This window comes from Erwinia sp. MMLR14_017, assembly GCF_033657285.1.
GTDB lineage: Bacteria > Pseudomonadota > Gammaproteobacteria > Enterobacterales > Enterobacteriaceae > Erwinia.
The window spans coordinates 37,239-58,353 of record NZ_JAWVWP010000013.1 but is presented as its reverse complement, the minus strand read 5'-3'; the positions used below and the strand labels follow the sequence as shown (position 1 = coordinate 58,353).

Here is a 21,115-nt window from a genome sequence, read left to right as displayed (position 1 = left end):
ACTTAATAAACATTGTGATGACAACACTTTATACCGTTCTGCTCTATCTCATTCAGCCTCTGATTTGGCTCCGACTCTGGCTCCGTGGCCGGAAGGCTCCCGCCTACCGCAAACGCTGGGCAGAGCGCTATGGCTATTGTGCAGGCAAAGTAAAACCAGACGGTATTTTGCTGCACTCTGTTTCCGTGGGCGAGACGCTGGCCGCGGTGCCGCTGGTACGGGCGCTACGCCATCGTTATCCGGCTATGCCTATCACCGTAACGACCATGACGCCGACAGGATCAGAGCGTGCCGCTTCGGCCTTTGGCAAAGATGTGCACCATGTTTATCTGCCCTACGATCTGCCGGGTTCAATGAACCGTTTTCTGGATAATGTGAACCCGCGTCTGGTGATCATCATGGAAACCGAGCTCTGGCCGAATATGATTGCGCTGCTGCACCAGCGGAAAATCCCGCTGGTGATTGCCAATGCCCGTTTGTCGGCGCGCTCGGCCAAAGGCTATAAAAAGCTTGGGAAGTTTATGCAGCAGTTGCTGCAACGCATTACGCTTATTGCGGCACAAAATCAGGAAGATGGTGAGCGCTTTATCAGCCTTGGCCTGAAGCGCTCCCAGCTCACCGTAACCGGAAGCCTGAAGTTCGACATCTCTGTTACACCTGAGCTGGCCGCCCGCGCCATCACGCTGCGCCGTCAGTGGGCGCCCCGCCGTCCGGTGTGGATTGCCACCAGCACGCATGAGGGTGAAGAGAGCATTATTCTGGAAGCGCACCGTAAGCTGCTGGCTCGTTTCCCAAGTCTGCTGCTTATTCTGGTGCCTCGTCACCCGGAACGGTTCTCTACAGCCCGTGATATGACGCAGAAAGCGGGTTTGAGTTACACCCTGCGCAGCACCGGCGAGATCCCTTCCGGCAGCACGCAGGTGGTGATTGGCGATACGATGGGCGAACTGATGTTACTATACGGGATTGCCGATCTGGCCTTTGTGGGAGGCAGCCTGGTTGAGCGAGGGGGTCATAATCCTCTGGAAGCTGCCGCGCATGCCATTCCTGTCCTGATGGGGCCGCATACGTTCAACTTCAAAGATATCTGTGCCAAGCTGTCGCAGGCGGACGGATTGATTACCGTTACGGATGCCGACTCGCTGGATAAAGAGATTGGCACCCTGCTGACTGACGAAGATTACCGTCTCTATTACGGTCGTCATGCTGTAGAAGTGCTCCATCAGAATCAGGGGGCGCTACAGCGTCTGCTACAGTTACTCGAACCTCATCTGCCACAGCGGAATCACTAATGTCTTCTCAGCCCTTATCGGTGGTGCTGATCGCCAAAAACGCGGCCGACCTTTTGCCAGAGTGCCTGGAGTCCGTAAGCTGGGCCGATGAAATTATCCTGCTGGACTCAGGCAGCAGTGACGGCACGCCACAGGTCGCGGCACGGCACGGGGCTAAGGTCTTCCACTCTACCGAGTGGCATGGCTACGGCAGACAGCGTCAGTTGGCGCAAAGTTACGCCACTCATTCTATGATTTTGATGATCGATACCGATGAGCGTGTTACGCCCCAATTGCGTGCCTCTGTTGAGGCCGTTCTGGCGCGTCCTGCTTCAGCCACTGTATACAGCCTGGGGCGGCGCAATCTGTTCCTCGGCCGTTTTATGCGCCACAGTGGCTGGTATCCTGACCGCGTCACCCGCCTTTATCCCTCCAGCTATCAGTACAACGACCATCAGGTTCATGAATCGCTGGAAACCAGGGGCGCGACGGTTACGCCGCTGAAAGGGGATCTCCTTCATCTGACCTGCCGGGACTTTTCCGCCTTTCAGTGGAAACAGTTTGCCTATGCTGAGGCCTGGGCTAAACAGCGCCATCATCAGGGTAAACGTTGCGGGATATTCTCTATTTTCGCGCACACATTGGGCGCGTTTTTCAAAACGCTGGTGCTGAGAGCAGGCTTTCTTGACGGTAAACAGGGCTGGCTTCTGGCGGTGGTCAATGCGCAGTACACCTTTAATAAGTATGCAGCGCTCTGGGCGCTGAACCATTCTCACGCTTCCGGTAAAGGCGGTCTATGAACATCAAAGCGATCTATCCCGGCACCTTCGACCCGATGACTAACGGCCATCTCGATATCGTCACACGTGCAGCATTGATGTTCGATCGCATCGTTCTGGCTGTGGCCGCCAGCCCAAGCAAAAAACCGATGTTTTCACTTGAAGAGCGCGTAGCGCTGGCAAAAGAGGTGGTTGCCCACATTCCGAATGTTGAGGTGTTGGGTTTCAGCGATCTGATGGCGAATTTTGCCCGCGACAGGCAGGCCAACGTGCTGATTCGGGGGCTCAGAGCCGTCTCCGACTTTGAATATGAGATGCAGCTGGCGCAGATGAACCGCCATTTACTGCCAGAGCTTGAAAGCGTCTTTCTGATGCCTTCCGGAGAATATTCGTTTATCTCCTCTTCGCTGGTAAAGGAAGTGGCGCGCCATCAGGGTGATGTCAGCGCCTTCCTGCCGCAGGTGGTGCATACAGCTTTACTGGCGAAGCTTTAACGCCGCCAGGCAGCTATTTCTGGCAGACCGGACAGTAAAAGGTGCTGCGCTGGGCATGTTTGGCGCTTTTAACCGGCGTTGAACAGACCCGGCAGGGCTCGCCTGCTCGTCCATACACCTGCAGCTCTTGCGCAAAATAGCCGGGTTTCCCGTCGCTTTGCAGGAAGTCACGTAGCGTTGTCCCGCCCTGCTCAATAGAGCGTAGCAATACCGCCTTGATAGTATTTACCAGCAGTCCGGCTTCAGCCTGCGTTAAGGACATGGCCGGACGATCGGGTAGGATCCCGGCGGCGAACAGGGATTCGCTGGCATAGATATTGCCAACCCCGACCACCAGTTTGTTATCCATCAGCCAGGGCTTTACCGGTGTCCGCTTGTTGCGCGACTTCTCAAAAAGATACTCTGCCGAGAAGGCCTCGCTAAGCGGTTCAGGCCCGAGATGCGCCAGCACATTACTGGCCGCAAGATCCGTGCTCCATAGCCAGGCCCCAAAACGTCTGGGGTCGGTGTAGCGTAAAATCTTGCCGTTACTCATCACCAGATCAACGTGGTCATGTTTCGCTGGAGGCAGCTCTTCCGGCAGCACCCGCAGGCTTCCTGACATACCGAGATGGATAATTATCCAGCCGTGAGGCAGTTCAATCAGCAGATACTTTGCCCGGCGCTGTACGCTAAGCACGGGTTGATCGCTGAGGCTGTGAATTTCATGGGAGACCGGCCAACGCAGGCGGTCATTTCGGACGATAGCATGAAGAATAGTCGCGCCCACCAGATGGGGCTCAATACCACGGCGACTGGTTTCAACTTCAGGTAATTCCGGCATTTTCTCGTCTCCCGTTTAAAAACCTTTTCCTGTAAAAACAAAAAACCCGGCCGGAGCCGGGTTTTTCATCCACTGAAATCAATTACTTGATTTTAGCTTCTTTATAGATCACGTGCTGGCGGACAACTGGATCGAATTTCTTCAGTTCCAGTTTTTCCGGCTTAGTACGTTTGTTCTTCGTGGTGGTATAGAAGTGACCTGTACCAGCAGAAGAAACCAGCTTGATCTTCTCACGAATACCTTTAGCCATGTTTCAGTTCCTTACCTTAGTACTTCTCACCGCGGGTACGCAGATCGGCCAGAACCGTCTCAATACCCTTTTTATCAATTACGCGCATGCCTTTGGCAGTGACGCGCAGTGTAACGAAGCGCTTTTCGCTCTCAACCCAAAAACGGTGAGAGTGCAGGTTCGGCAGGAAACGGCGTTTCGTCGCGTTCATTGCGTGGGAACGGTTGTTACCCGTTACCGGACGCTTGCCAGTTACTTGGCAGACTCGTGACATGTCTATTCTCCAAAAATCAAATCAGCTCGAGCTTTAAAAATAAGGTTTTGGCCGCCTCGTCAGGCTCTTAGCCCATCCAGGCGAGTTCTATGTGAACCCGCTGAGCAGGCCCATACGCCAAACCCGAGATTCTCAAAGGTGGCGTAGTATACGCCCTGAGCCGCCGGTGCTCAAGTCCCGAACAGATAAAGATCCCTTTGGATCGTGCAAAATTGCTTCATTTGAACAATTTATTATGTTCCTGATGGCGTAAAAAAGCCGCAAACCGCCAATCCTGATGGGCTATATCCACCCTCTTTCGGCAAAAGAAACCGATTCCCCGCGCCCGATGACGATATGGTCCAGCACCTGAATATTGAGTAACTGGCAGGCGGCGATAATTTGCTGCGTCACCGCGTGGTCGGCTTTGCTTGGTTTTGCATTGCCGGAAGGATGGTTGTGTGCCAGAACAAGCGCGGCGGCGTTATGCTCTAATGCTGCCTTCACAATTTCTCTGGGATGCACCTCTACACAGTTCACCGTGCCGGCAAACATCTCGCAGGAGTGAATAATGCGGTGCTGGTTATTTAAAAACACCACCATAAAAATTTCGCGCTCACGGTGCGCCAGCTGGCTGTGAAAATAGTAAAGCATCTCAGTGGTGCTTGCCGCTACCGGGTTTTCCTGCGCATGCGTGCAGGTAAAAAATCGCCGGGCTAACTCTACTATGGCGTTCAGCTGTGCATATTTGGCATGACCAATGCCTTTAATGTCGTTAAAAGCAGCCCTTTCTGCCGTCATTAACTGATAGAGCGAACCGAAATGGTCCAGCAGCTGCTGGGCCAGCGCCATCACATGTAATCCGCCCGACCCGGTACGTAAAAAAAGGGCCAGCAGTTCAGCATCGCTCAAATCCGCAGCGCCCCTTGCCAGTAATTTTTCTCTGGGTGGTGAATCTTTCCATTGCGCTTCCATCTGCATCTCTCCTTTCTCCGCCCCCAAAAGCATGGCATTATATACAGTACTTATCTACCCCTTCAACCTGACTCCACGAGTTGTTTCGCAAAGAGATCGTGGTGCTGACAGGTACCAGCGGATGAGTGTGATAAAATAGCGCCATAGTGGCGGCGAATAGCCAGTCTGACTTTGATAAGGCGAACATCATGATGGGATTAACCGGCAAACACATTGTTCTGGGCGTCAGCGGAGGCATTGCGGCTTACAAAGCACCGGAGCTTGTCAGGCGGCTGCGTGACCGCGGAGCGGAAGTCCGCGTGGTCATGACCGAGGCGGCAAAAGCTTTTATCACGCCTCTCAGCCTGCAAGCCGTGTCCGGTTATCCCGTCTCAGATGACCTTCTTGACCCGGCGGCCGAAGCAGCAATGGGCCATATCGAGTTAGGGAAATGGGCCGATCTGGTGATCCTGGCGCCAGCTACCGCCGATCTCATTGCACGGGTGACGGCAGGTATGGCAAACGATCTGGTCACCACGATTTGCCTGGCAACGCCTGCGCCAATCGCCGTGGTGCCCGCTATGAATCAGCAGATGTACCGGGCTGCGCCTACTCAGCATAATTTAAGGCTGCTCTCGGAACGAGGCGTGATGCTGTGGGGACCAGACAGCGGTAGTCAGGCATGTGGTGATATCGGCCCTGGCAGAATGTTAGATCCGCTGGCAATTGTAGATGCAGCCGTAACCTGGGCTTCACCCGTCAAGGATCTGAGCCATCTCAATATTATGATCACGGCTGGCCCAACCCGCGAGGCGCTTGACCCCGTGCGGTTCATTACCAACCACAGCTCAGGTAAGATGGGTTATGCCATTGCCGCAGCGGCGGCAAAACGAGGCGCTAACGTCACGCTGGTCAGCGGGCCGGTAACGTTAGCAACGCCTGCGTGGGTGAAACGTATTGACGTGACCACCGGGTTAGAGATGCAGCAGGCAGTGATGAACGCTATTGCTCAGCAACATATTTTTATCGCAGCCGCAGCCGTTGCGGATTACCGTTCTGCTGACATCGCCGTTGAAAAAATAAAAAAACAGGGTGATGAAGTCACCCTCAAAATGGTAAAAAACCCCGATATTGTCGCCGGGGTGGGTCACCTTGCTGAAAATCGGCCCTATGTGGTGGGATTTGCGGCAGAAACCCAGAATGTGGAAGAATACGCACAACAAAAACGGGTACGTAAAAACCTGGATTTAATCTGCGCTAACGATGTTTCGAAAGCTGGGCAGGGTTTCAACAGCGATAACAATGCCCTGCACCTTTTTTGGCAGGAAGGAGAAAAAGCCTTACCGCTTAGCGATAAGTCACTCCTTGGCCAACAGTTACTAAACGAGATAGTCAGCCGTTATGATGAAAAAAATCGACGTTAAGATTCTGGATGCGCGTGTCGGTAAAGAGTTCCCCTTACCGACCTATGCAACCTCAGGATCGGCGGGCCTTGACCTGCGTGCATGCCTGGATGAAGCTCTGCTTCTGGCACCCAATGCTACCACGCTGGTTCCTACCGGCCTGGCCATCCATATTGGCGATCCGCAGCTGGCCGCCGTGCTTCTTCCCCGCTCTGGTCTTGGCCATAAGCATGGCGTGGTGCTGGGCAATCTGGTGGGCCTGATCGATTCTGACTATCAGGGTCAATTAATGGTTTCAGTCTGGAACCGTAGCCAGCAAGCCTTCAATATTGAGCCAGGCGAGCGTATTGCTCAGATGGTCTTTGTGCCGGTCGTTCAGGCTGAATTCAATCTTGTTGAAGAGTTTGACAGCAGCGATCGCGGAGAAGGCGGCTTTGGTCATTCGGGCCGCCAGTAACGGCTACCTTACCGATAAATAGCGTTTTACCTATCCTTATTTTCCTCCGCGAACGCATTGTTCGCGGACGTTGCGTGGGCATCTGCCCGTTCAAGGTGATATTTCAGGGGTCTTTCAGGACATGGCAGAGAAAAAGAGTGCGAAAAGGAATCGTCGCGAAGAAATATTGCAGGCTCTGGCGCAGATGCTGGAATCAAGCGATGGCAGTCAGCGTATTACCACGGCTAAGCTGGCCGCAAACGTAGGGGTATCAGAAGCCGCGCTTTACCGGCACTTTCCCAGCAAAACCAGGATGTTTGACAGCCTGATTGAGTTTATTGAAGATAGCCTGATTACGCGCATCAATCTGATTTTGAAAGACGAAAAAGAGACGCTGCCGCGTCTGCGTCTGATCATCCAGTTAATTCTGGGCTTTGGTGAGCGTAATCCGGGTTTAACGCGCATTCTGACCGGTCACGCCCTGATGTTTGAGCAGGATCGTTTGCAGGGCAGAATCAATCAGCTGTTTGAGCGTATTGAGGTGCAGCTTCGCCAGGTATTGCGCGAACAGAAAATGCGGGAAGGAGAAGGGTTCAGCATTGATGAGGCGCTTTTAGCGAGCCAGCTCCTCGCCTTCTGTGAAGGCCTTCTCTCACGCTTTGTGCGCTCAGGATTCCGCTACCGTCCCACTGTAGATTTTGAGACTCGCTGGCCGTTGCTGGCTTCACAACTGGTGTAGTAAAAAGCGGGTCAGAGAGTGACCCGCAGCAAGCTTAAATGCCATACTCTTTGCGATAGGCCTGCACGGTGATCAGACGATCGGCCAGTTCAGGCTTCTCTTCCAGCCAGGTTACCAGATCGTTCAGGGTGATAATCGAAATCACCTTACAGCCATAATCACGCTCAACTTCCTGAATCGCAGACTCCTGACCACGCCCACGCTCCTGGCGGTCGAGTGAGATCAGCACGCCAGCCAGCGTGGCATTATTCGCAGAAATAATCTCCATTGACTCACGGATGGCCGTGCCTGCGGTGATCACGTCATCCACCAGCATGATGCGCCCCTGCAGCGGGCTGCCGACCAGGGTTCCGCCTTCACCGTGATCTTTTGCTTCCTTGCGGTTGAAACAGTAAGGCACATCGCGGTCATGATGATCGGCCAGCGCCACGGCGGTGGTGGTCGCAATGGGAATGCCTTTATAGGCCGGACCGAAGATTAAATCGAAATCGATACCTGAATCTACCAGCGCCTGGGCATAAAAACGCCCCAGTAACGCCAGATCGCGGCCGGTATTAAACAGGCCGGCATTGAAGAAATAAGGGCTGGTACGCCCTGATTTCAGCGTGAACTCACCAAACTTCAGCACCTGCTTGTTGATGGCGAATTCGATAAATTGGCGCTGCCAGGCTTTCATCTGTTGATCCTCTGCTTGTCATAAAAAAGGCGACTCTGCGGTCGCCTGGAAATATTTACTCTTTCAACGCTGCTTTCTGCGCCAGGATCAGGGAGTCTATCCCTCCCCGTGCCAGCGCCAGCAGTTGAAGCAGTTCATCATGGCTGAACGGCTCGCCTTCCGCCGTGCCCTGCACTTCAATCATGCGGCCATCTTCGGTCATTACCACATTCATGTCGGTCTCAGCAGCCGAGTCTTCAACATACTCCAGATCGCAGAGTGCTTCACCGTTGACGATACCAACGGAAATCGCCGCGACCATTCCCTTCATCGGGTTCGCTTTCAGTTTGCCAATCGCCACCAGATGGTTCAGCGCATCGGCCAGCGCCACGCAGGCACCGGTGATAGAAGCGGTACGGGTTCCGCCATCTGCCTGCAACACATCGCAGTCCAGAGTGATGGTAAATTCACCCAGCGCTTTTAAATCCAGCGCGGCACGCAGCGAGCGTGCAATCAGGCGTTGAATTTCCAGCGTGCGGCCACCCTGCTTACCTTTCGCGGCTTCGCGGGCGTTACGGCTGTGGGTTGCACGCGGCAACATACCATATTCAGCGGTTACCCAGCCCTGGCCCTGGCCTTTCAGAAAACGCGGCACGCCCTCTTCAATGGTGGCGGTACAAAGAACCTTGGTATCACCGAATTCAACCAGAACTGAACCTTCAGCATGTTTGGTGTAGTGACGGGTCAGGGTGACGGGACGCACTTGTTGAGCGCTACGGCCTGCTGGACGCATGGTTTCTCTCCGGCTTGCAAAACTTGATTGGCTGCGCATTATACGGATTTCACCGCCGAATGCCTATGCCCCGCTGCGGCTGCCAGCGTTTCTTATGCCACTGTCAGCATTGTATTGAGGAAATCAGCAAGATAGCGCAAGGCAGGATGAAATGAACCCTGAGTTGTGGCTAAATGCAGCCTTCTTTCTCTGCTCTGCCGGACATTGCTGATATGCCTGACATACTTCATTTTATTCTGGCCCTTGTGGTCATCTTTTGCCTGGCGTTGCTGTTTAGCAACGATCGTAAAAAAATCCGCCCTCGGGTCATTCTTCAGCTGATAGTGATTGAAGCTGCTCTTGCCTATTTCTTCCTGCATGCAACCAGCGGCCTCTCCGTGGTTACGGCAGTGTCTGGCTTCTTTGAAACGCTGTTGAAGTTTGCCGGGCAGGGATCGGAATTTGTGTTTGGCGGCATGGCGGGCCAGGGGCTGGCGTTCATCTTCCTGGGCGTGCTTTGCCCGATCATCTTTATCTCGGCGCTGATCGGTATTTTGCAGCATTTACGCATTTTGCCACTGTTCATCCGCCTGGTCGGCACCGTTCTCTCTAAGGTAAACGGCATGGGGAAACTTGAATCCTTTAATGCCGTCAGTACGCTTATCCTGGGCCAGTCAGAGAACTTTATTGCCTACAAAGGTATCCTTGCTGATATCTCTCCGCGCCGTCTCTACTCCATGGCTGCGGCGGCAATGTCTACGGTGTCGCTGTCGATTGTGGGTGCTTATATGTCGATGATTGAGCCACGCTATGTTGTCGCCGCGCTGCTGCTGAATATGTTCAGCACCTTTATTATCCTGTCGATTATTAATCCCACCGTGCCGGGCGATGAACCGGAAATCAGGCTGGAAAAGCTGCATGAAGATCAGAGCTTCTTTGAAATGCTGGGGGAATATATTCTGGCAGGCTTTAAGGTTGCGATGATTATTATGGCAATGCTGATTGGCTTTATCGCCCTGATTGCCGCCGTTAACGCTATCTTCTCCAGCCTGTTTGGCATCAGCTTCCAGGAGATCCTTGGCTATCTCTTCTGGCCGTTTGCCTGGCTGATTGGTATTCCCGCCCCGGATGCGCTGCGTGCCGCCAGCATTATGGCAACCAAACTGGTGGCTAATGAATTTGTCGCCATGATTGAGCTGAAGAAAATCGCCGCCGACCTGACTCCCCGCGGGTTAGGTATCCTCTCTGTGTTCCTGGTTTCCTTCGCCAACTTCGCCTCAATCGGGATTGTGGCGGGCGCGATCAAGGGCCTGAACGAACAGCAGGGCAATGTGGTTTCACGGTATGGCCTGAAGCTGGTCTACGGTTCCACGCTGGTCAGCCTGCTTTCCGCCGCGTTTGCCGGGCTGGTGTTATAACCTGACAGCCCGGCGCAGCGCCGGGCTTATTCAGAACGCGACGCAAACGGGCGAGTCTGTTCGCATAACTGACTCCTGCTGAAACTGCTGTTTATAGCGCGTACGTAACGCCTCTATATTCTGCTCAGCTGGCTCCCCTGTTGGATAGATCAGCATTAAAACTTTGCTGTTCTCCCGTGCTATCCTGCCACTTCCTTCCAGCCATTGCCCTCTGGCATCAAACACCGTCAGCCCCTCTTTAAAACGTGGCGTAACCTCTTTATCAACGAATGAGTGCCATTCTGCAGAAGTCACATCCGCGCCCTGAGGCCTGCTCAGACCAAAATAGAGCGAGGTTTGCGTCATTGCTTCGCCTGAGGGACACGCAGGAGGGCTGAAGGCGGAATGAGGAGCCGGTGCCGAACACCCGCTTAGCAGAGCAGCCAGCGCCAGCGCGGCCAGTGAAATCGTCTTCATAAAGCTCCTTTCAGGTTTCCGGGTTGATCTGCATCTTAAGCTGACGTCGGCAAAACGCCAGAGGTAGCCGCTGATTTAACGGAGTTTGACTGAATGCCTGTTAAGCCTCTCTCTGCACCGCTATAATCCGTTCATCTTTCTCTGAAAATGGGTACAGAACATGATCCGCAGTATGACCGCCTACGCCCGGCGCGAAACCAAAGGCGAATGGGGCAGCGCAGCCTGGGAGCTTCGTTCCGTCAACCAGCGCTATTTAGAAACCTATATTCGCCTGCCGGAGCAGTTTCGTGGCCTTGAGCCTGTTATCCGTGAGCGTATTCGTAATCGCCTGACGCGCGGCAAAATTGAATGTAACCTGCGCTTTGACGCTGACCCACGTGCGCAAAGCTCGCTGGTGTTGAATGAAAAGCTGGCTATCCAGCTGGTGCAGGCCGCGAACTGGGTCAAAATGCAGAGCGACGAAGGGGAGATCAACCCGGTTGATATCCTGCGCTGGCCTGGTGTGATGTCCGCAGAAGAACAGGATTTGGATGCTATCTCTGCTGAGCTGCTGAAATCGCTGGATCTGGCGCTGGATGACTTCATCACCTCTCGTGAAACGGAAGGCACCGCCCTGAAGGCGCTGATTGAGCAGCGTCTGGAAGGCGTGACAAATGAAGTGGTGAAAGTTCGGGCGCAAATGCCTGACGTGCTGAAATGGCAGCGTGAGCGCCTGGTAAGCAAGCTGGAAGATGCACAGGTTCAGTTGGACAGTAACCGCGTAGAGCAGGAGCTGATCATGCTGGCTCAGCGCGTGGACGTGGCCGAAGAGCTGGACCGTCTGGAAGCGCATGTGAAAGAGACCTATAACATCCTGAAGAAGAAGGAAGCCGTTGGCCGCCGTCTCGACTTTATGATGCAGGAGTTCAATCGCGAGTCGAACACCCTGGCTTCAAAATCGATCAATGCCGAAGTGACCACCTCTGCTATTGAGCTGAAAGTGCTGATTGAGCAGATGCGCGAGCAGATCCAAAATATTGAATAATTTCCACCCTCATCCATATGAATCCATAAGCCCATGTTAAATGGGCTTTTTTATGCAAGCAACTTTCCACTAATGAACATGCTTCTCCACTTATATCCACGAAATATCGGGGGGTAAAATGGGGAGTACTTTTGCTTTACTAGAAAAAAATAACAGTCTATAACCAGATAACCCCCACTAAAAATGACAGGTCAGGTATATGGGTTCATTAACAGCAAAAGCCGTTCAGTCTCTGATAAAAGCAGGCGGAGTTGGTAAATTTGGAGATGAGCGAGGCTTATACCTGAAGATCCCATCCAAAGGTGAACCTTACTGGATGCTGAGATACACAGCACACACAAAGAGACGAGAAATTACTTTAGGCAAGGTTTCTAAAGTGTCACTCGCAGAAGCCCGTAGCCTTGCAGAAGATGTTCGCAAAAAGGTTATGGCTGGAGATGATCCTATCGCGGAAAGGAAGCTAAGCAGGCCTGAAGCCCTAACTACAGTGAATGAGCTGTTTGAAGATTGGCATAAGGATCTTGTTAAAAGATTAAAATATCCGGGCATACCTGAAAGGGTTTACCGTAAAGACATTGCTCCTACAATAGGTAGGCTTGCCTTAAGCAAAGTCACACCCTTAGATGTCCGTTCCATCATTCAAAAAATCACCGCCAGTGACAGACCTACTATCGCAAATGATGCCCTTCTCTACATGAAACAGCTCTTCAATCATGGTATCAAACTTGGTCTTGTTCAGAGCAACCCAGCTACTGCTTTCAAAGTGAATGATGCAGGAGGAGTTGAAAAGAGCAGAGAAAGAGCACTGAGCTTAGAAGAGATAAATCATGTTTTTAAAGTGTTCAGAGAACACTCTGACAGCTTCTCTCGTGATAACTACCTTGCCTGTGCTCTCCTATTGCTTCTTGCTGTTCGAAAGAGTGAGCTGACAGAAGCTCCGTGGTCGGAATTAAATTTAGAAGATAAAAAATGGTTTTTACCCAAGGAAAGGAGCAAGTCTGGTGTTGCCATCGTCATTCCGCTTCCCCCGCTCGCTATTAAGATTTTGGAAGAGCTAAAGGTCAGAGCATGGGATTCACCTTATGTCTTCCCTAATCGCCGTGTAAGCAAGAACCAGCATATGGGAAAAGACACTCTCAACAGAGCGATAGCGAAGCTGTTCGGTATTGAACCTGGCAGAAAGAAGAAACCAAAAAACGTTATGGGCGATATTGAATATTTTACCGTTCATGACCTGAGAAGAACCAGCCGGAGTCTACTTGCTTCTCTGTCCGTTCCTCCTCATGTGGCGGAAAGGTGTCTGAATCACAAATTGAAAGGTGTTGAAGGCATCTACGATAAGTATGACTACTATAAGGAAAGGGAAAAAGCCTTAGAAAGCATTGCAGAGAAAATAAAATTTATTATTCGATGAAATAAAGAATACCTCTTTAGCTTGAAGGTTTTTTAAGAGCTAAACCTTTAGGGGTCAGTAAAACATAGATTAAGTCAAATTGAGCAAAACCGTATAAGAACATAAAAAACAATAACAAAAAACTATAAACATTAGGAAGATACCATCTGTCAAACCGACACATGCTATTGATTTATAAAAATTTATCCATAACCCCCCCTCTATTGGCGACAAAAAAATATTTTGCAGTAATCATAATAAAATGTAATTATATTAGTTAAACTTAACTCTGAGCAATTTTAATAAGTGTAAAATAGAGGCAATGATTTTATCATAAAATCAATATTGCGGCCTGATTAAGTAGACAATCATAAAATTCAGAGACAAAAAAATGAATAAAAACCATCCTTTTCCCGGCATCTTAGTGAGATATAAGTCTTTATCAAATGATTGTTACCATACAAAAAACTGCATTTGCTTTTCTTCTAATAATGATGAAATTCACGAAGAAGAACGTCATCCTACTCAAAATTCGGACTTTAATAAAGAAGGTGAAGGAGAAATCTCGGATAAGGAAGACACTAATGGTGATAAAAAAGAAAAAGAACTCCATGAAATATATTTGGATGACGAACTCCATGTTAATTTATGGGAAATAGGTAAAGATAGTTCATCACCTTTCATGGACATTGGAGTCATGATCCATGACCATAAATTAGTTGAGGAAGTAGTAATTGATTTACCTTGGGAAGTAGATAGAAAAGATATTGTTGATCTTGGAGTAAAACTTAACAGTGAAAAAAGTGTAGCCGCGATATTTAATGAAGTTGTGCATTATGATAGCCTTGCTGAAGGTAATTTCACAAATATAAGCTTCAGGAGAAATGGAAAAGATAAAAAACCATTCTGTCTTTTTCGTTTGAATTCGAAATCTTTTGAAGTAGAACATATTACACTTGGCGATGACTCGGTGTGTTCGAGAATTCTTATTAAACTACCAAAATATAATGTAAATGCTCCAGTTAAAGATCAAAGGAAATCTGCTTATATACGGTTTCGTATAAAAAAAATCCCTACCGATGTTTATACAGGTCGATTTAAACAAATTGATAAAGCTTTAATTAGCTCAATAATTGACACTCGAATCATTGATTTCAGAATAAATGTTTTAAGAGGTGTCCCTGAAGAACTTATGCACAGTAATGACAATCTATCATTTCCATCAAACCTTAAAATAATTCACTGTTTTTTGACAACTATTAGAGATGAAGAGTGTGTCTCAGTCAGTAAATATTATAATGGGTATCGTTCTTTAGTTGATGAGGATATTTGGAATGAATATATTAAATTTGATAACTCAACAATAATTAAGAATGAAAAAACTATAAACAATCATTTGGGATATCAATGGACTGCAAAAGCCGGAAAAGGTGAGTTCATAAAAGACCTGAATGTTTTAGGTCGATTCTCTAAGAAAACATCTAATATCTGGTCAATATTCAGGTTTGTAGTTGTTGTGATTCTATTAGGAGCGATGGGAAGCGGAATTTGGGAAACTGTGGGAATTTTCTTTTCTTGGCCTATTAATTTCTTGTCCGACCACCCTGAAAAACTCAAAGGGTATATTAATATTATTATATTATTGTTAATTGCTACCGCTGTATACTATATAATAAGAAACCATAGAAAAAAAGAAAAATAAAAAACTTAATTAACTTCTTACTTTAAGAGACCATTGAAGCTGAGTTCAGTTTTTAATGGTCTATAATACTGATGATAAGCTTCTCCGAGTTCAAAACCATAGTATTTAAATATTTTTAAAAAATTATTTTTCTGTTCTTCGGAAATTGAAAGTAATGGATTCTGAGTGTTTAACAACTCAAAACTTTTTTCAAACAATGATAATCCTATACCTGACCCTTGGAATTGAGGCATAACTTGTAAACAGCAGAGTTTTTTCTCAGCTAAACTATCTTTTAATATTGCCAACCCCGCTAGATCATCCTGTCTATATTCAAGGATTATGGACCTTTCTCCTGCAATAATACCTGGAATAACGACATTACTAACCCATGAATTGAATGCAGGATAAAAAAGACGAAGATCACCTAAAGTATGAATCAAAAAAGAATCGATTTTTTGAGGCATAGTTGGATCTTGAAGCAAAAAATCTCTGCCAATGAAATTGGGTTTACCAAATTCAAAAGAAGGGTCAACCATATTCAATGGGGATTTTTTGATCATATGTAATTGCTCCATACTATATGTAATTAAACTCAAACTGGCTCTGTTCAACCTCATTTCTAATATAACAAAACGACTGAGGCGGTGTAACTCTTTCTCCCAAGCTGTTTAGATCCATCGGTGTCTTGAAAACATTAACTTTCCCTATTGCGATTGCTACAGCTTTATTACGCCCCTCATAATAAGAATCAAAATATTTTTTGTCGATCCCGGCAAACGGTTTTGTTAATTTCCAAATCAACTCAGGCGAACCTTCATGTATGGTAGTTACTTCAAATTCACCCACTAATTTACCGACTGGCTTAGTCGCATAAATCAGAACATCCGTAATCCCTTGTTCAGAAAAGCTTACCTTTCTAAACTCAAATCTTTTTTCTCCACTGAGAATTTTATCAACATACTCAGGCTTAATCGATAATAATACCTTCATTAACTTGCCCTTCTCCCGCTATCCACCTAAACTGCTCTTCCGTTATTGAAATAAAATCCCATCGAGTTTTAGTGCTGATGCCACAATCATCCATTAGTCGGCCTCTAATCAATCTTTTCCTAAGAGCACCATTATAAGTAAATTTAATTATATACCTTTTCTTCCTATTAGTAAAATAATCTTTTAACTCTTCTTTTTCAAAAACACTATATGGTTTTACATATTTCATGAATTCAGTTTCGGTAGAAAACGATTTAATTTGTCTAACTTCTTCAATTACACCGATAGAAGATACTACAGATTTATAATAAGCTCTTCCTTTACCGCCTTTATTTGTACGATAAATGCAGATAACATCTCCTTTATTTAAATTTTTAGTTCTACTTATCCCAGAAATATATATTTTGTGAATGCTATTAGTATATGATATGTCATCTAATATATCATGACTTTCATTATTTAAGATTGAATCGGGAAGGAACTTAGAATGATATTCTGGGTAAATAGCCAGAATATAAAATTTCTTATCTTTTAAATTTAGATGAGGAAAATCCTTAATAACATCACCTGTTATTACTTTAAGTTTCTTAACATAAACATTTTCAACACCATTTTTAGTGGTTTTTACCCCATGAATAATGAAACCGTATTTCTCAAGAATTTTTATAAGAGGTTTCTCTCTTTCAAAAACGGTAACATAAATATAATCAGATTTTTCATTAATAGCATGGTCAAAAGTTTTTTTTAATAATCTTTCTCCAAGCTTTGTTCCATGAGCATTTATTTTAAATGTTCCAATTTTTAATATACTGCCAGCAGGCAGAGGCGGAACGATATCATTCACTTTTTCTGACTCATTTTTTAAATAAATGAATGCATCTAATAATTCGCTATTCTTTTTATAGAAAACATAAGCTTTTTCATCTTCTTTAGCTTTTTGTGCAAACCACTCAGGAAACTCCCTGTAACTTTCTTTTAAGGAGTCAAAGAAGTAATCATTAAGATCTAAATCTTTAAAATACTGGTATTTGATATTACTCATCACTTGTCCTTAAATAGAAAGATTTTGCTACAAAATTCTTAATGGCATCATATTCATTAACAAAGTTTGAGCTAAAAGGAATAATGTTTTCTTTCGTATAATTAATAGCCTGTTCTTCCTCAGTATTTTGCAACTCAGATATAAAATCCTTACTCCATAAAACATCATCTCTTTTCATAAGCCTATTACATATTATCTCTGGATCTTCTTTTAACAGCAATACGGCTTTGATACCCAAATTTTGTATAGATTTGAAATCAATCATTTCTATTTTATCATTTTTATTACGAAGACAAAAATGTCCATCTAACATAAAATTTTCATTTTCTTTTTTATTTATAGCATTATAAAGATAATCTTGATTCTTTTTTATTTCCCCTGTCTTCTTATTTTTATCCCAAGTCGAGAAACCTTGTTCATTTTTTATAAGCTCACTCGCACTATAAAAATTCAATTTGAGGTCATCAGACAACTTACTGCATATAGTGCTCTTACCAACACCATAAACACCTGCAACCATAACAATCATATCAACTCCAGCGGTCAGTAGGATGGTTACCTTACAATAGATTTCAGCTTACAATAATATGTTTCAAAATGCATACTATAGCTTTTAACCTAAGCAAGGGCTAACTCAGCGAAGCTGAGTTCCCCTTGTTTTTCTGCCCTTTGGTTGAAAAAGAAAGAAAAAGTCGAAATCCACACCTAACTTGTTGACACCTAAACATATTATGATATTAATTCATTGATAGCATAGGGACATGCTATAGCTAAATATCAAAAGGAGTTGATATGGAAAAATTTAATAATATGTTTGATGACGAATTCCCTTCATCGTTCAGTGATGATCCGAAAGCAAAGAAACTTCCACCTAACCGCATCCGCAAGCATACAGTAACGGTTCGTCTTAACGATTTTGAACTCAAGCAAGTGAATGACTCGCGGAACCAGCTCAGCAAAAGCTGTTGGCTGAGAAGCTCAGCTCTTCAGCAACTCCCTCCAACAGTTCCAGAACCCAACAAAGAAGCCTGGAACCAGCTTACCGCTTCATTGCAGAAGCTCAACGACCTTACATCTTACCTCAATCGTCGAGGAACAGATGCTCAGCCTCTATCGCAAGAAATGAATGCACTGAAAGTGAAGCTGTCGCATGTAAGAGATGCTCTAATGACACTCGAAAAGTGATCGTCTAAGTTGAAAGGTATGAACCGTATCCGTAGGGGTAAGAATTTTCAAGGTGTCGTCTCTTATGCCCTTGCCCCTGCTCCCCACCATAAGAGTGCACCTGCTGTGATAGGAGGAAACCTCCTGGGCATTTCAGTGGAGGAGTTGACTAAAGAGTTAGCCAGAACTCAGCTACTGAGAAAAGATGTTGAGAAACCCGTTTGGCACAATTCTCTACGATTACCAAAAGGAGAAACTCTAACCAAACAGGGATGGGTGGAAATCGCTGACGATTACATGAAGCGAATGGGTTTCTGTGACACTCACCTTCGTTGTTTTGTCTTACACGATGATGAAGCTGGTCAACACATACATATCATTGCTTCTCGCATAAACGTTTTAGCAGATGGCCAGCTTTATCTGGGTAAGAACGAGAACCTTAAGAGCACTCGTATCGTTCAGAAACTGGAGCAAGATCATAACCTCACTCGCACCGTTGGTCCTTCTTCTCAAAAAGCCACTCAGAAGCAAAAGAAGCTCACTCGTAACGAGAAGATGATGCAAGACAGGACCGGAGAGAAGGCTTCTAAAAAAGTGATACAGGAAGCGATAGATGCGGTTCTCACATTCTTCGATACCATCACTATCGAAGACTTCATACATGAACTGCAAAAGCAAAACATATCAGCAACAGCAAACATCTCATCCACTGGCAAGATGAACGGTTTTTCATTTGGGCATCATGGAGTTGCTTTTAAAGCATCTCAGCTTGGGAAAGCATATGGTTGGTCAAGCTTGGGCAAGCGAATCAGCGTTGCTCAACAAACAGAAGCTATCACTCCTCAATCAGTTCCGGTGCAAGTTAACTTCCCGGTTCCCATCGAAGCTTATCCTATAGTCACCTCAACTCCACTAACGGCAAATTCTAGCGAACATACTCGCTCTCGTTGGTTACAGTGGAGAACCGATATACAGATACGGGCATGGATTAAGACAGGAGAACACTTTGAGTGCCGCGCCGATGGCGGCGGGCTGTATCTGATCTGTGTTACCCGGCCAAGTACAGCGCCCCATTCTGGCGCTTCCGCTATCGGATGGCAGGCAAACAGCGCACCATGTTCATTGGCTCTTACTCCGACCTGTCATTAAGCAAAGCCCGTGCAGCAGTTAAAGAACTGGCGGCGGAGTATTTCAACAGTCAGATATTACCCCGTTGGAAACACCCAGACATTCTGCGCCGCCGTATAGACAAAGACATAAACCCGCATATTGGTAACCTGAAAGTTGAAGATGTGAAACCACGCCACATTGATGCAATGCTGCAAAACATAGTGGCGCGGGGCGCTCCCACCGTGGCTAACGATGTTTTGCGCTGGACGAAGCGCATATTTGATTACGCCATAAAACGCCACGCACTGTAGGTAAACCCGGCTGGCGCGTTTGAATTGTCAGACGCTGGCGGGTAGGAAAGTAGCCGTGAACGCTGGTTAACTCGTAATGAACTTATCCAGTTCTTTCACGCCATACGCATGGCTAAAGGTTTCAGCCGTGAGAATGAATTGACCATGAAACTATTGCTTGTCCTGTGCTGCCGGAAAATGGAGCTATGCGGCGCTCAGTGGGCCGAATTCGACTTAGACGCGGCCATATGGCACTTGCCAGCAACACGGGCCAGGAATGGCGACGCCATTGATATACCGACACACGCGGCGACGCATGGTCATATGCTGACCACCACGAAACGCCCACCACGGGGCTCCAGGCTTACCCGCCTTGCCCGATGTGGCTGGCCGCCCGTGATGCCTATATCAACCATGTGATGATTTGCCGCCAGTGCGTGACCCACAGCCAGAGATTACCGCGCCTTTGCCCGGACGGTCAGCGACTGCAAGACAGCTATAATGAAGGCCCGTGCACGACAGGTAAAAACTGACCGCTTCACCCGTGAAGCTGGCACCGGTCGCACCTTCCGCGTCACATTCACCGGACGAATACAGACCGGAGGATGTTGGGATGCATAACAGTGAATTTATGGGTGCGGATGATTATCAGGCTCTGGCGGATTACTTACCGGAAACGGTTTTACAAATTGCCGGGGTGGCTGGCTGGGAAGCAACAGCCAGACTCATTAACGACTTTGGCGGTTCTCAGTTCCCTGTAGGTCGGGGAAAACGCGAGCGCTGAGAACCACGCCGCAGAATGCTGGCCGAGATAATGACACCGGGGCAGTTAGAAGCCTTTGCGCATACTTTCGGGGAGAATCATCATTCGCTATTCCGCGCTGTGACAGGGCTAAAAGCGAATGGCGCAACCGTCGCTTTATTAGTGCGTTGTTGTCTGCAACAGCCGCAGGTGAGTCAAAGCGGATGGCTATAACAGTACTGTGTCCCCCGGTTTGGTATCGGGCATACAATGGCGTGCGGGCTGCTAAGACGATATGGCGCTGCCAGCGCAACACAGACGCAATAAACAGCCCGCGTTAACGGCGTTGGCCTGCCGAAAGCGCCGGAGCGCTTACAGAACGATTTAAAAGGCTTTTAAATGCGGCGCTATTTTGCGGGATTTGACGGGAACGGGTGGGAAGGTTCGGGATTGGCGCTCGCTGAATGGCCCCGCACAGGGGCCATTTTCATGACTCATGCTGCCACCATGGGCCGAGAAGCCCAACTGTCAGCGTGAATAATATTGCCGTCCAGATAGTGCCATGTGATTTTTTCGTACCGAAATTCTACAATTTCCATGTGATTAAATTTCTCTTTGCTGGCATCTTTAATATCCAGCATGACAGGCATAACATTGACAACCCCCACATTCTCCAGCAAGACGTTAAAATATTCTTCTTCCTGCCCGGCGTAATTAATACGATAAAATTTTAACTCTGCCGATTTCAGCATTTGCCCGGTAGTCAACGCCTTGTAAAGATATGAAGATGAAGAATCAACCTCCTTTTCAATCATGTACGCCATATGTTGGCGCGTCCCTGTGACCTTGCCACTGGCATTATCCGTAGGGATGCTCACCATATGATGCAGACCTAAAACCTCGATGCTGCCCTCCCTGCCAGTTACATCAACAGAGCCTTTAATTACGCTGCCGCCATCATCTTTTAAAAATAAATAGACTGGAATTGCCATTT

At 47.5% G+C, this 21,115-nt stretch carries 24 protein-coding genes and 2 pseudogenes; 14 read left to right on the top strand and 12 right to left on the bottom strand.

Annotated features, from left to right (window positions below):
* Positions 1-17 precede the first annotated feature (17 nt).
* From waaA to coaD, 3 genes are read left to right on the top strand one after another with little or no spacing between them, the layout of a single operon-like run.
* Positions 18-1,292: a lipid IV(A) 3-deoxy-D-manno-octulosonic acid transferase gene (gene waaA / locus SD961_RS18650; protein ID WP_318791831.1), complete on the top strand. Its 1,275-nt coding sequence runs from the start codon at positions 18-20 to the stop codon at positions 1,290-1,292.
* The gene (locus tag SD961_RS18645; RefSeq protein WP_318791830.1) at positions 1,292-2,071 is read left to right on the top strand and encodes a glycosyltransferase family 2 protein; all 780 of its coding nucleotides are present in this window, start codon (positions 1,292-1,294) and stop codon (positions 2,069-2,071) included. The genes waaA and SD961_RS18645 overlap by 1 nt, the downstream gene beginning before the upstream one ends.
* Positions 2,068-2,544, top strand: a complete 477-nt coding sequence (gene coaD / locus SD961_RS18640) for a pantetheine-phosphate adenylyltransferase (protein WP_318791829.1) — start codon at positions 2,068-2,070, stop codon at positions 2,542-2,544. The genes SD961_RS18645 and coaD overlap by 4 nt, the downstream gene beginning before the upstream one ends.
* A gap of 13 nt (positions 2,545-2,557) precedes the next feature.
* On the opposite strand, the gene mutM is transcribed toward coaD, so the two are convergent.
* The 4 genes from mutM to radC all read right to left on the bottom strand — a co-directional run bounded on the left by mutM (position 2,558) and on the right by radC (position 4,824).
* A complete protein-coding gene (gene mutM, locus SD961_RS18635; protein ID WP_318791828.1) occupies positions 2,558-3,367 on the bottom strand; it encodes a bifunctional DNA-formamidopyrimidine glycosylase/DNA-(apurinic or apyrimidinic site) lyase in 810 nt (269 codons plus the stop codon).
* Between the two features lie 82 nt (positions 3,368-3,449).
* The gene (gene rpmG, locus SD961_RS18630) at positions 3,450-3,617 is read right to left on the bottom strand and encodes a 50S ribosomal protein L33 (RefSeq protein WP_001051798.1); all 168 of its coding nucleotides are present in this window, start codon (positions 3,615-3,617) and stop codon (positions 3,450-3,452) included.
* Positions 3,618-3,633: 16 nt separating this feature from the next.
* Entirely contained in the window at positions 3,634-3,870 is a 237-nt protein-coding gene (gene rpmB, locus SD961_RS18625; protein WP_034888493.1) for a 50S ribosomal protein L28, read from the bottom strand.
* A 282-nt stretch (positions 3,871-4,152) separates the two neighbouring features.
* The gene (gene radC, locus SD961_RS18620; RefSeq protein WP_318791827.1) at positions 4,153-4,824 is read right to left on the bottom strand and encodes a RadC family protein; all 672 of its coding nucleotides are present in this window, start codon (positions 4,822-4,824) and stop codon (positions 4,153-4,155) included.
* Between the two features lie 188 nt (positions 4,825-5,012).
* Here radC and coaBC point away from each other — a divergent pair, with 188 nt between their 5' ends.
* From coaBC to slmA, 3 genes are all read left to right on the top strand, one after another.
* A complete protein-coding gene (gene coaBC / locus SD961_RS18615; protein WP_318791826.1) occupies positions 5,013-6,227 on the top strand; it encodes a bifunctional phosphopantothenoylcysteine decarboxylase/phosphopantothenate--cysteine ligase CoaBC in 1,215 nt (404 codons plus the stop codon).
* Positions 6,205-6,663 carry a dUTP diphosphatase gene (gene dut, locus SD961_RS18610; RefSeq protein WP_318791825.1) on the top strand — a complete coding sequence of 153 codons (459 nt, stop codon included), beginning with the start codon at positions 6,205-6,207 and terminating at the stop codon, positions 6,661-6,663. Before coaBC ends, dut begins: the two co-directional genes overlap by 23 nt.
* 121 nt (positions 6,664-6,784) lie before the next feature.
* Positions 6,785-7,381, top strand: coding sequence for a nucleoid occlusion factor SlmA (slmA, locus tag SD961_RS18605; protein ID WP_318791824.1), 597 nt, complete (start codon positions 6,785-6,787; stop codon positions 7,379-7,381).
* A 34-nt stretch (positions 7,382-7,415) separates the two neighbouring features.
* Here the strand turns inward: slmA and pyrE are convergent, their stop codons facing one another.
* Together pyrE and rph are read right to left on the bottom strand one after the other, a co-directional pair.
* Entirely contained in the window at positions 7,416-8,057 is a 642-nt protein-coding gene (gene pyrE, locus SD961_RS18600; protein ID WP_318791823.1) for an orotate phosphoribosyltransferase, read from the bottom strand.
* A 55-nt stretch (positions 8,058-8,112) separates the two neighbouring features.
* Positions 8,113-8,829, bottom strand: coding sequence for a ribonuclease PH (rph, locus tag SD961_RS18595; protein WP_306209133.1), 717 nt, complete (start codon positions 8,827-8,829; stop codon positions 8,113-8,115).
* Positions 8,830-9,041: 212 nt separating this feature from the next.
* On the opposite strand from rph, the gene SD961_RS18590 reads away from it, so the two are divergent.
* Positions 9,042-10,226 carry a NupC/NupG family nucleoside CNT transporter gene (locus SD961_RS18590; RefSeq protein WP_318791822.1) on the top strand — a complete coding sequence of 395 codons (1,185 nt, stop codon included), beginning with the start codon at positions 9,042-9,044 and terminating at the stop codon, positions 10,224-10,226.
* A gap of 30 nt (positions 10,227-10,256) precedes the next feature.
* On the opposite strand, the gene SD961_RS18585 is transcribed toward SD961_RS18590, so the two are convergent.
* Entirely contained in the window at positions 10,257-10,682 is a 426-nt protein-coding gene (locus SD961_RS18585) for a DUF3574 domain-containing protein (RefSeq protein WP_318791821.1), read from the bottom strand.
* 160 nt (positions 10,683-10,842) lie between these two features.
* On the opposite strand from SD961_RS18585, the gene SD961_RS18580 reads away from it, so the two are divergent.
* From SD961_RS18580 to SD961_RS18570, 3 genes are all read left to right on the top strand, one after another.
* Entirely contained in the window at positions 10,843-11,706 is an 864-nt protein-coding gene (locus SD961_RS18580; protein WP_318791820.1) for a YicC/YloC family endoribonuclease, read from the top strand.
* Positions 11,707-11,905: 199 nt separating this feature from the next.
* A complete protein-coding gene (locus SD961_RS18575) occupies positions 11,906-13,120 on the top strand; it encodes a tyrosine-type recombinase/integrase (RefSeq protein ID WP_318791819.1) in 1,215 nt (404 codons plus the stop codon).
* Positions 13,121-13,490: 370 nt separating this feature from the next.
* Positions 13,491-14,801 (top strand): hypothetical protein, encoded by a 1,311-nt coding sequence (locus tag SD961_RS18570; protein ID WP_318791818.1) that lies wholly within the window; start codon positions 13,491-13,493, stop codon positions 14,799-14,801.
* Between the two features lie 17 nt (positions 14,802-14,818).
* On the opposite strand, the gene SD961_RS18565 is transcribed toward SD961_RS18570, so the two are convergent.
* From SD961_RS18565 to SD961_RS18550, 4 genes are read right to left on the bottom strand one after another with little or no spacing between them, the layout of a single operon-like run.
* On the bottom strand, positions 14,819-15,343 hold the full coding sequence (locus SD961_RS18565) for a GNAT family N-acetyltransferase (protein WP_318791817.1): 525 nt from the start codon (positions 15,341-15,343) through the stop codon (positions 14,819-14,821).
* 16 nt (positions 15,344-15,359) lie between these two features.
* Positions 15,360-15,773, bottom strand: coding sequence for an ASCH domain-containing protein (locus tag SD961_RS18560; protein ID WP_318791816.1), 414 nt, complete (start codon positions 15,771-15,773; stop codon positions 15,360-15,362).
* Positions 15,751-16,815, bottom strand: coding sequence for an N-acetyltransferase (locus SD961_RS18555; protein WP_318791815.1), 1,065 nt, complete (start codon positions 16,813-16,815; stop codon positions 15,751-15,753). Before SD961_RS18555 ends, SD961_RS18560 begins: the two co-directional genes overlap by 23 nt.
* Entirely contained in the window at positions 16,808-17,344 is a 537-nt protein-coding gene (locus SD961_RS18550) for an ATP-binding protein (protein WP_318791814.1), read from the bottom strand. Before SD961_RS18550 ends, SD961_RS18555 begins: the two co-directional genes overlap by 8 nt.
* A gap of 263 nt (positions 17,345-17,607) precedes the next feature.
* Between SD961_RS18550 and SD961_RS18545 the strand changes: the two genes are divergently transcribed.
* From SD961_RS18545 to SD961_RS18530, 4 genes and pseudogenes are all read left to right on the top strand, one after another.
* On the top strand, positions 17,608-18,000 hold the full coding sequence (locus tag SD961_RS18545) for a hypothetical protein (protein ID WP_318791813.1): 393 nt from the start codon (positions 17,608-17,610) through the stop codon (positions 17,998-18,000).
* Between the two features lie 18 nt (positions 18,001-18,018).
* Positions 18,019-18,453: pseudogene (locus SD961_RS21760) on the top strand (relaxase/mobilization nuclease domain-containing protein); the annotation flags it as partial.
* 495 nt (positions 18,454-18,948) lie between these two features.
* A pseudogene (locus SD961_RS18535) lies at positions 18,949-19,679 on the top strand (tyrosine-type recombinase/integrase); the annotation flags it as partial.
* A gap of 313 nt (positions 19,680-19,992) precedes the next feature.
* Complete coding sequence (locus SD961_RS18530; protein ID WP_318791812.1) at positions 19,993-20,163, top strand: hypothetical protein; 171 nt, start codon at positions 19,993-19,995, stop codon at positions 20,161-20,163.
* Between the two features lie 452 nt (positions 20,164-20,615).
* On the opposite strand, the gene tssD is transcribed toward SD961_RS18530, so the two are convergent.
* Positions 20,616-21,113: a type VI secretion system tube protein TssD gene (gene tssD / locus SD961_RS18525; RefSeq protein ID WP_318791811.1), complete on the bottom strand. Its 498-nt coding sequence runs from the start codon at positions 21,111-21,113 to the stop codon at positions 20,616-20,618.
* Positions 21,114-21,115: the final 2 nt, after the last annotated feature.

What these genes read in the sequence shown, in the direction of transcription:
- waaA (WP_318791831.1), top strand. Translation starts at nt 18, where the DNA reads ATGACAACACTTTATACCGTTCTGCTCTATCTCATTCAGCCTCTGATT.
- SD961_RS18645 (WP_318791830.1), top strand. Translation starts at nt 1,292, where the DNA reads ATGTCTTCTCAGCCCTTATCGGTGGTGCTGATCGCCAAAAACGCGGCC.
- coaD (WP_318791829.1), top strand. Translation starts at nt 2,068, where the DNA reads ATGAACATCAAAGCGATCTATCCCGGCACCTTCGACCCGATGACTAAC.
- mutM (WP_318791828.1), bottom strand. Translation starts at nt 3,367, where the DNA reads ATGCCGGAATTACCTGAAGTTGAAACCAGTCGCCGTGGTATTGAGCCC.
- rpmG (WP_001051798.1), bottom strand. Translation starts at nt 3,617, where the DNA reads ATGGCTAAAGGTATTCGTGAGAAGATCAAGCTGGTTTCTTCTGCTGGT.
- rpmB (WP_034888493.1), bottom strand. Translation starts at nt 3,870, where the DNA reads ATGTCACGAGTCTGCCAAGTAACTGGCAAGCGTCCGGTAACGGGTAAC.
- radC (WP_318791827.1), bottom strand. Translation starts at nt 4,824, where the DNA reads ATGGAAGCGCAATGGAAAGATTCACCACCCAGAGAAAAATTACTGGCA.
- coaBC (WP_318791826.1), top strand. Translation starts at nt 5,013, where the DNA reads ATGATGGGATTAACCGGCAAACACATTGTTCTGGGCGTCAGCGGAGGC.
- dut (WP_318791825.1), top strand. Translation starts at nt 6,205, where the DNA reads ATGATGAAAAAAATCGACGTTAAGATTCTGGATGCGCGTGTCGGTAAA.
- slmA (WP_318791824.1), top strand. Translation starts at nt 6,785, where the DNA reads ATGGCAGAGAAAAAGAGTGCGAAAAGGAATCGTCGCGAAGAAATATTG.
- pyrE (WP_318791823.1), bottom strand. Translation starts at nt 8,057, where the DNA reads ATGAAAGCCTGGCAGCGCCAATTTATCGAATTCGCCATCAACAAGCAG.
- rph (WP_306209133.1), bottom strand. Translation starts at nt 8,829, where the DNA reads ATGCGTCCAGCAGGCCGTAGCGCTCAACAAGTGCGTCCCGTCACCCTG.
- SD961_RS18590 (WP_318791822.1), top strand. Translation starts at nt 9,042, where the DNA reads ATGCCTGACATACTTCATTTTATTCTGGCCCTTGTGGTCATCTTTTGC.
- SD961_RS18585 (WP_318791821.1), bottom strand. Translation starts at nt 10,682, where the DNA reads ATGAAGACGATTTCACTGGCCGCGCTGGCGCTGGCTGCTCTGCTAAGC.
- SD961_RS18580 (WP_318791820.1), top strand. Translation starts at nt 10,843, where the DNA reads ATGATCCGCAGTATGACCGCCTACGCCCGGCGCGAAACCAAAGGCGAA.
- SD961_RS18575 (WP_318791819.1), top strand. Translation starts at nt 11,906, where the DNA reads ATGGGTTCATTAACAGCAAAAGCCGTTCAGTCTCTGATAAAAGCAGGC.
- SD961_RS18570 (WP_318791818.1), top strand. Translation starts at nt 13,491, where the DNA reads ATGAATAAAAACCATCCTTTTCCCGGCATCTTAGTGAGATATAAGTCT.
- SD961_RS18565 (WP_318791817.1), bottom strand. Translation starts at nt 15,343, where the DNA reads ATGATCAAAAAATCCCCATTGAATATGGTTGACCCTTCTTTTGAATTT.
- SD961_RS18560 (WP_318791816.1), bottom strand. Translation starts at nt 15,773, where the DNA reads ATGAAGGTATTATTATCGATTAAGCCTGAGTATGTTGATAAAATTCTC.
- SD961_RS18555 (WP_318791815.1), bottom strand. Translation starts at nt 16,815, where the DNA reads ATGAGTAATATCAAATACCAGTATTTTAAAGATTTAGATCTTAATGAT.
- SD961_RS18550 (WP_318791814.1), bottom strand. Translation starts at nt 17,344, where the DNA reads ATGATTGTTATGGTTGCAGGTGTTTATGGTGTTGGTAAGAGCACTATA.
- SD961_RS18545 (WP_318791813.1), top strand. Translation starts at nt 17,608, where the DNA reads ATGGAAAAATTTAATAATATGTTTGATGACGAATTCCCTTCATCGTTC.
- SD961_RS18530 (WP_318791812.1), top strand. Translation starts at nt 19,993, where the DNA reads ATGCATAACAGTGAATTTATGGGTGCGGATGATTATCAGGCTCTGGCG.
- tssD (WP_318791811.1), bottom strand. Translation starts at nt 21,113, where the DNA reads ATGGCAATTCCAGTCTATTTATTTTTAAAAGATGATGGCGGCAGCGTA.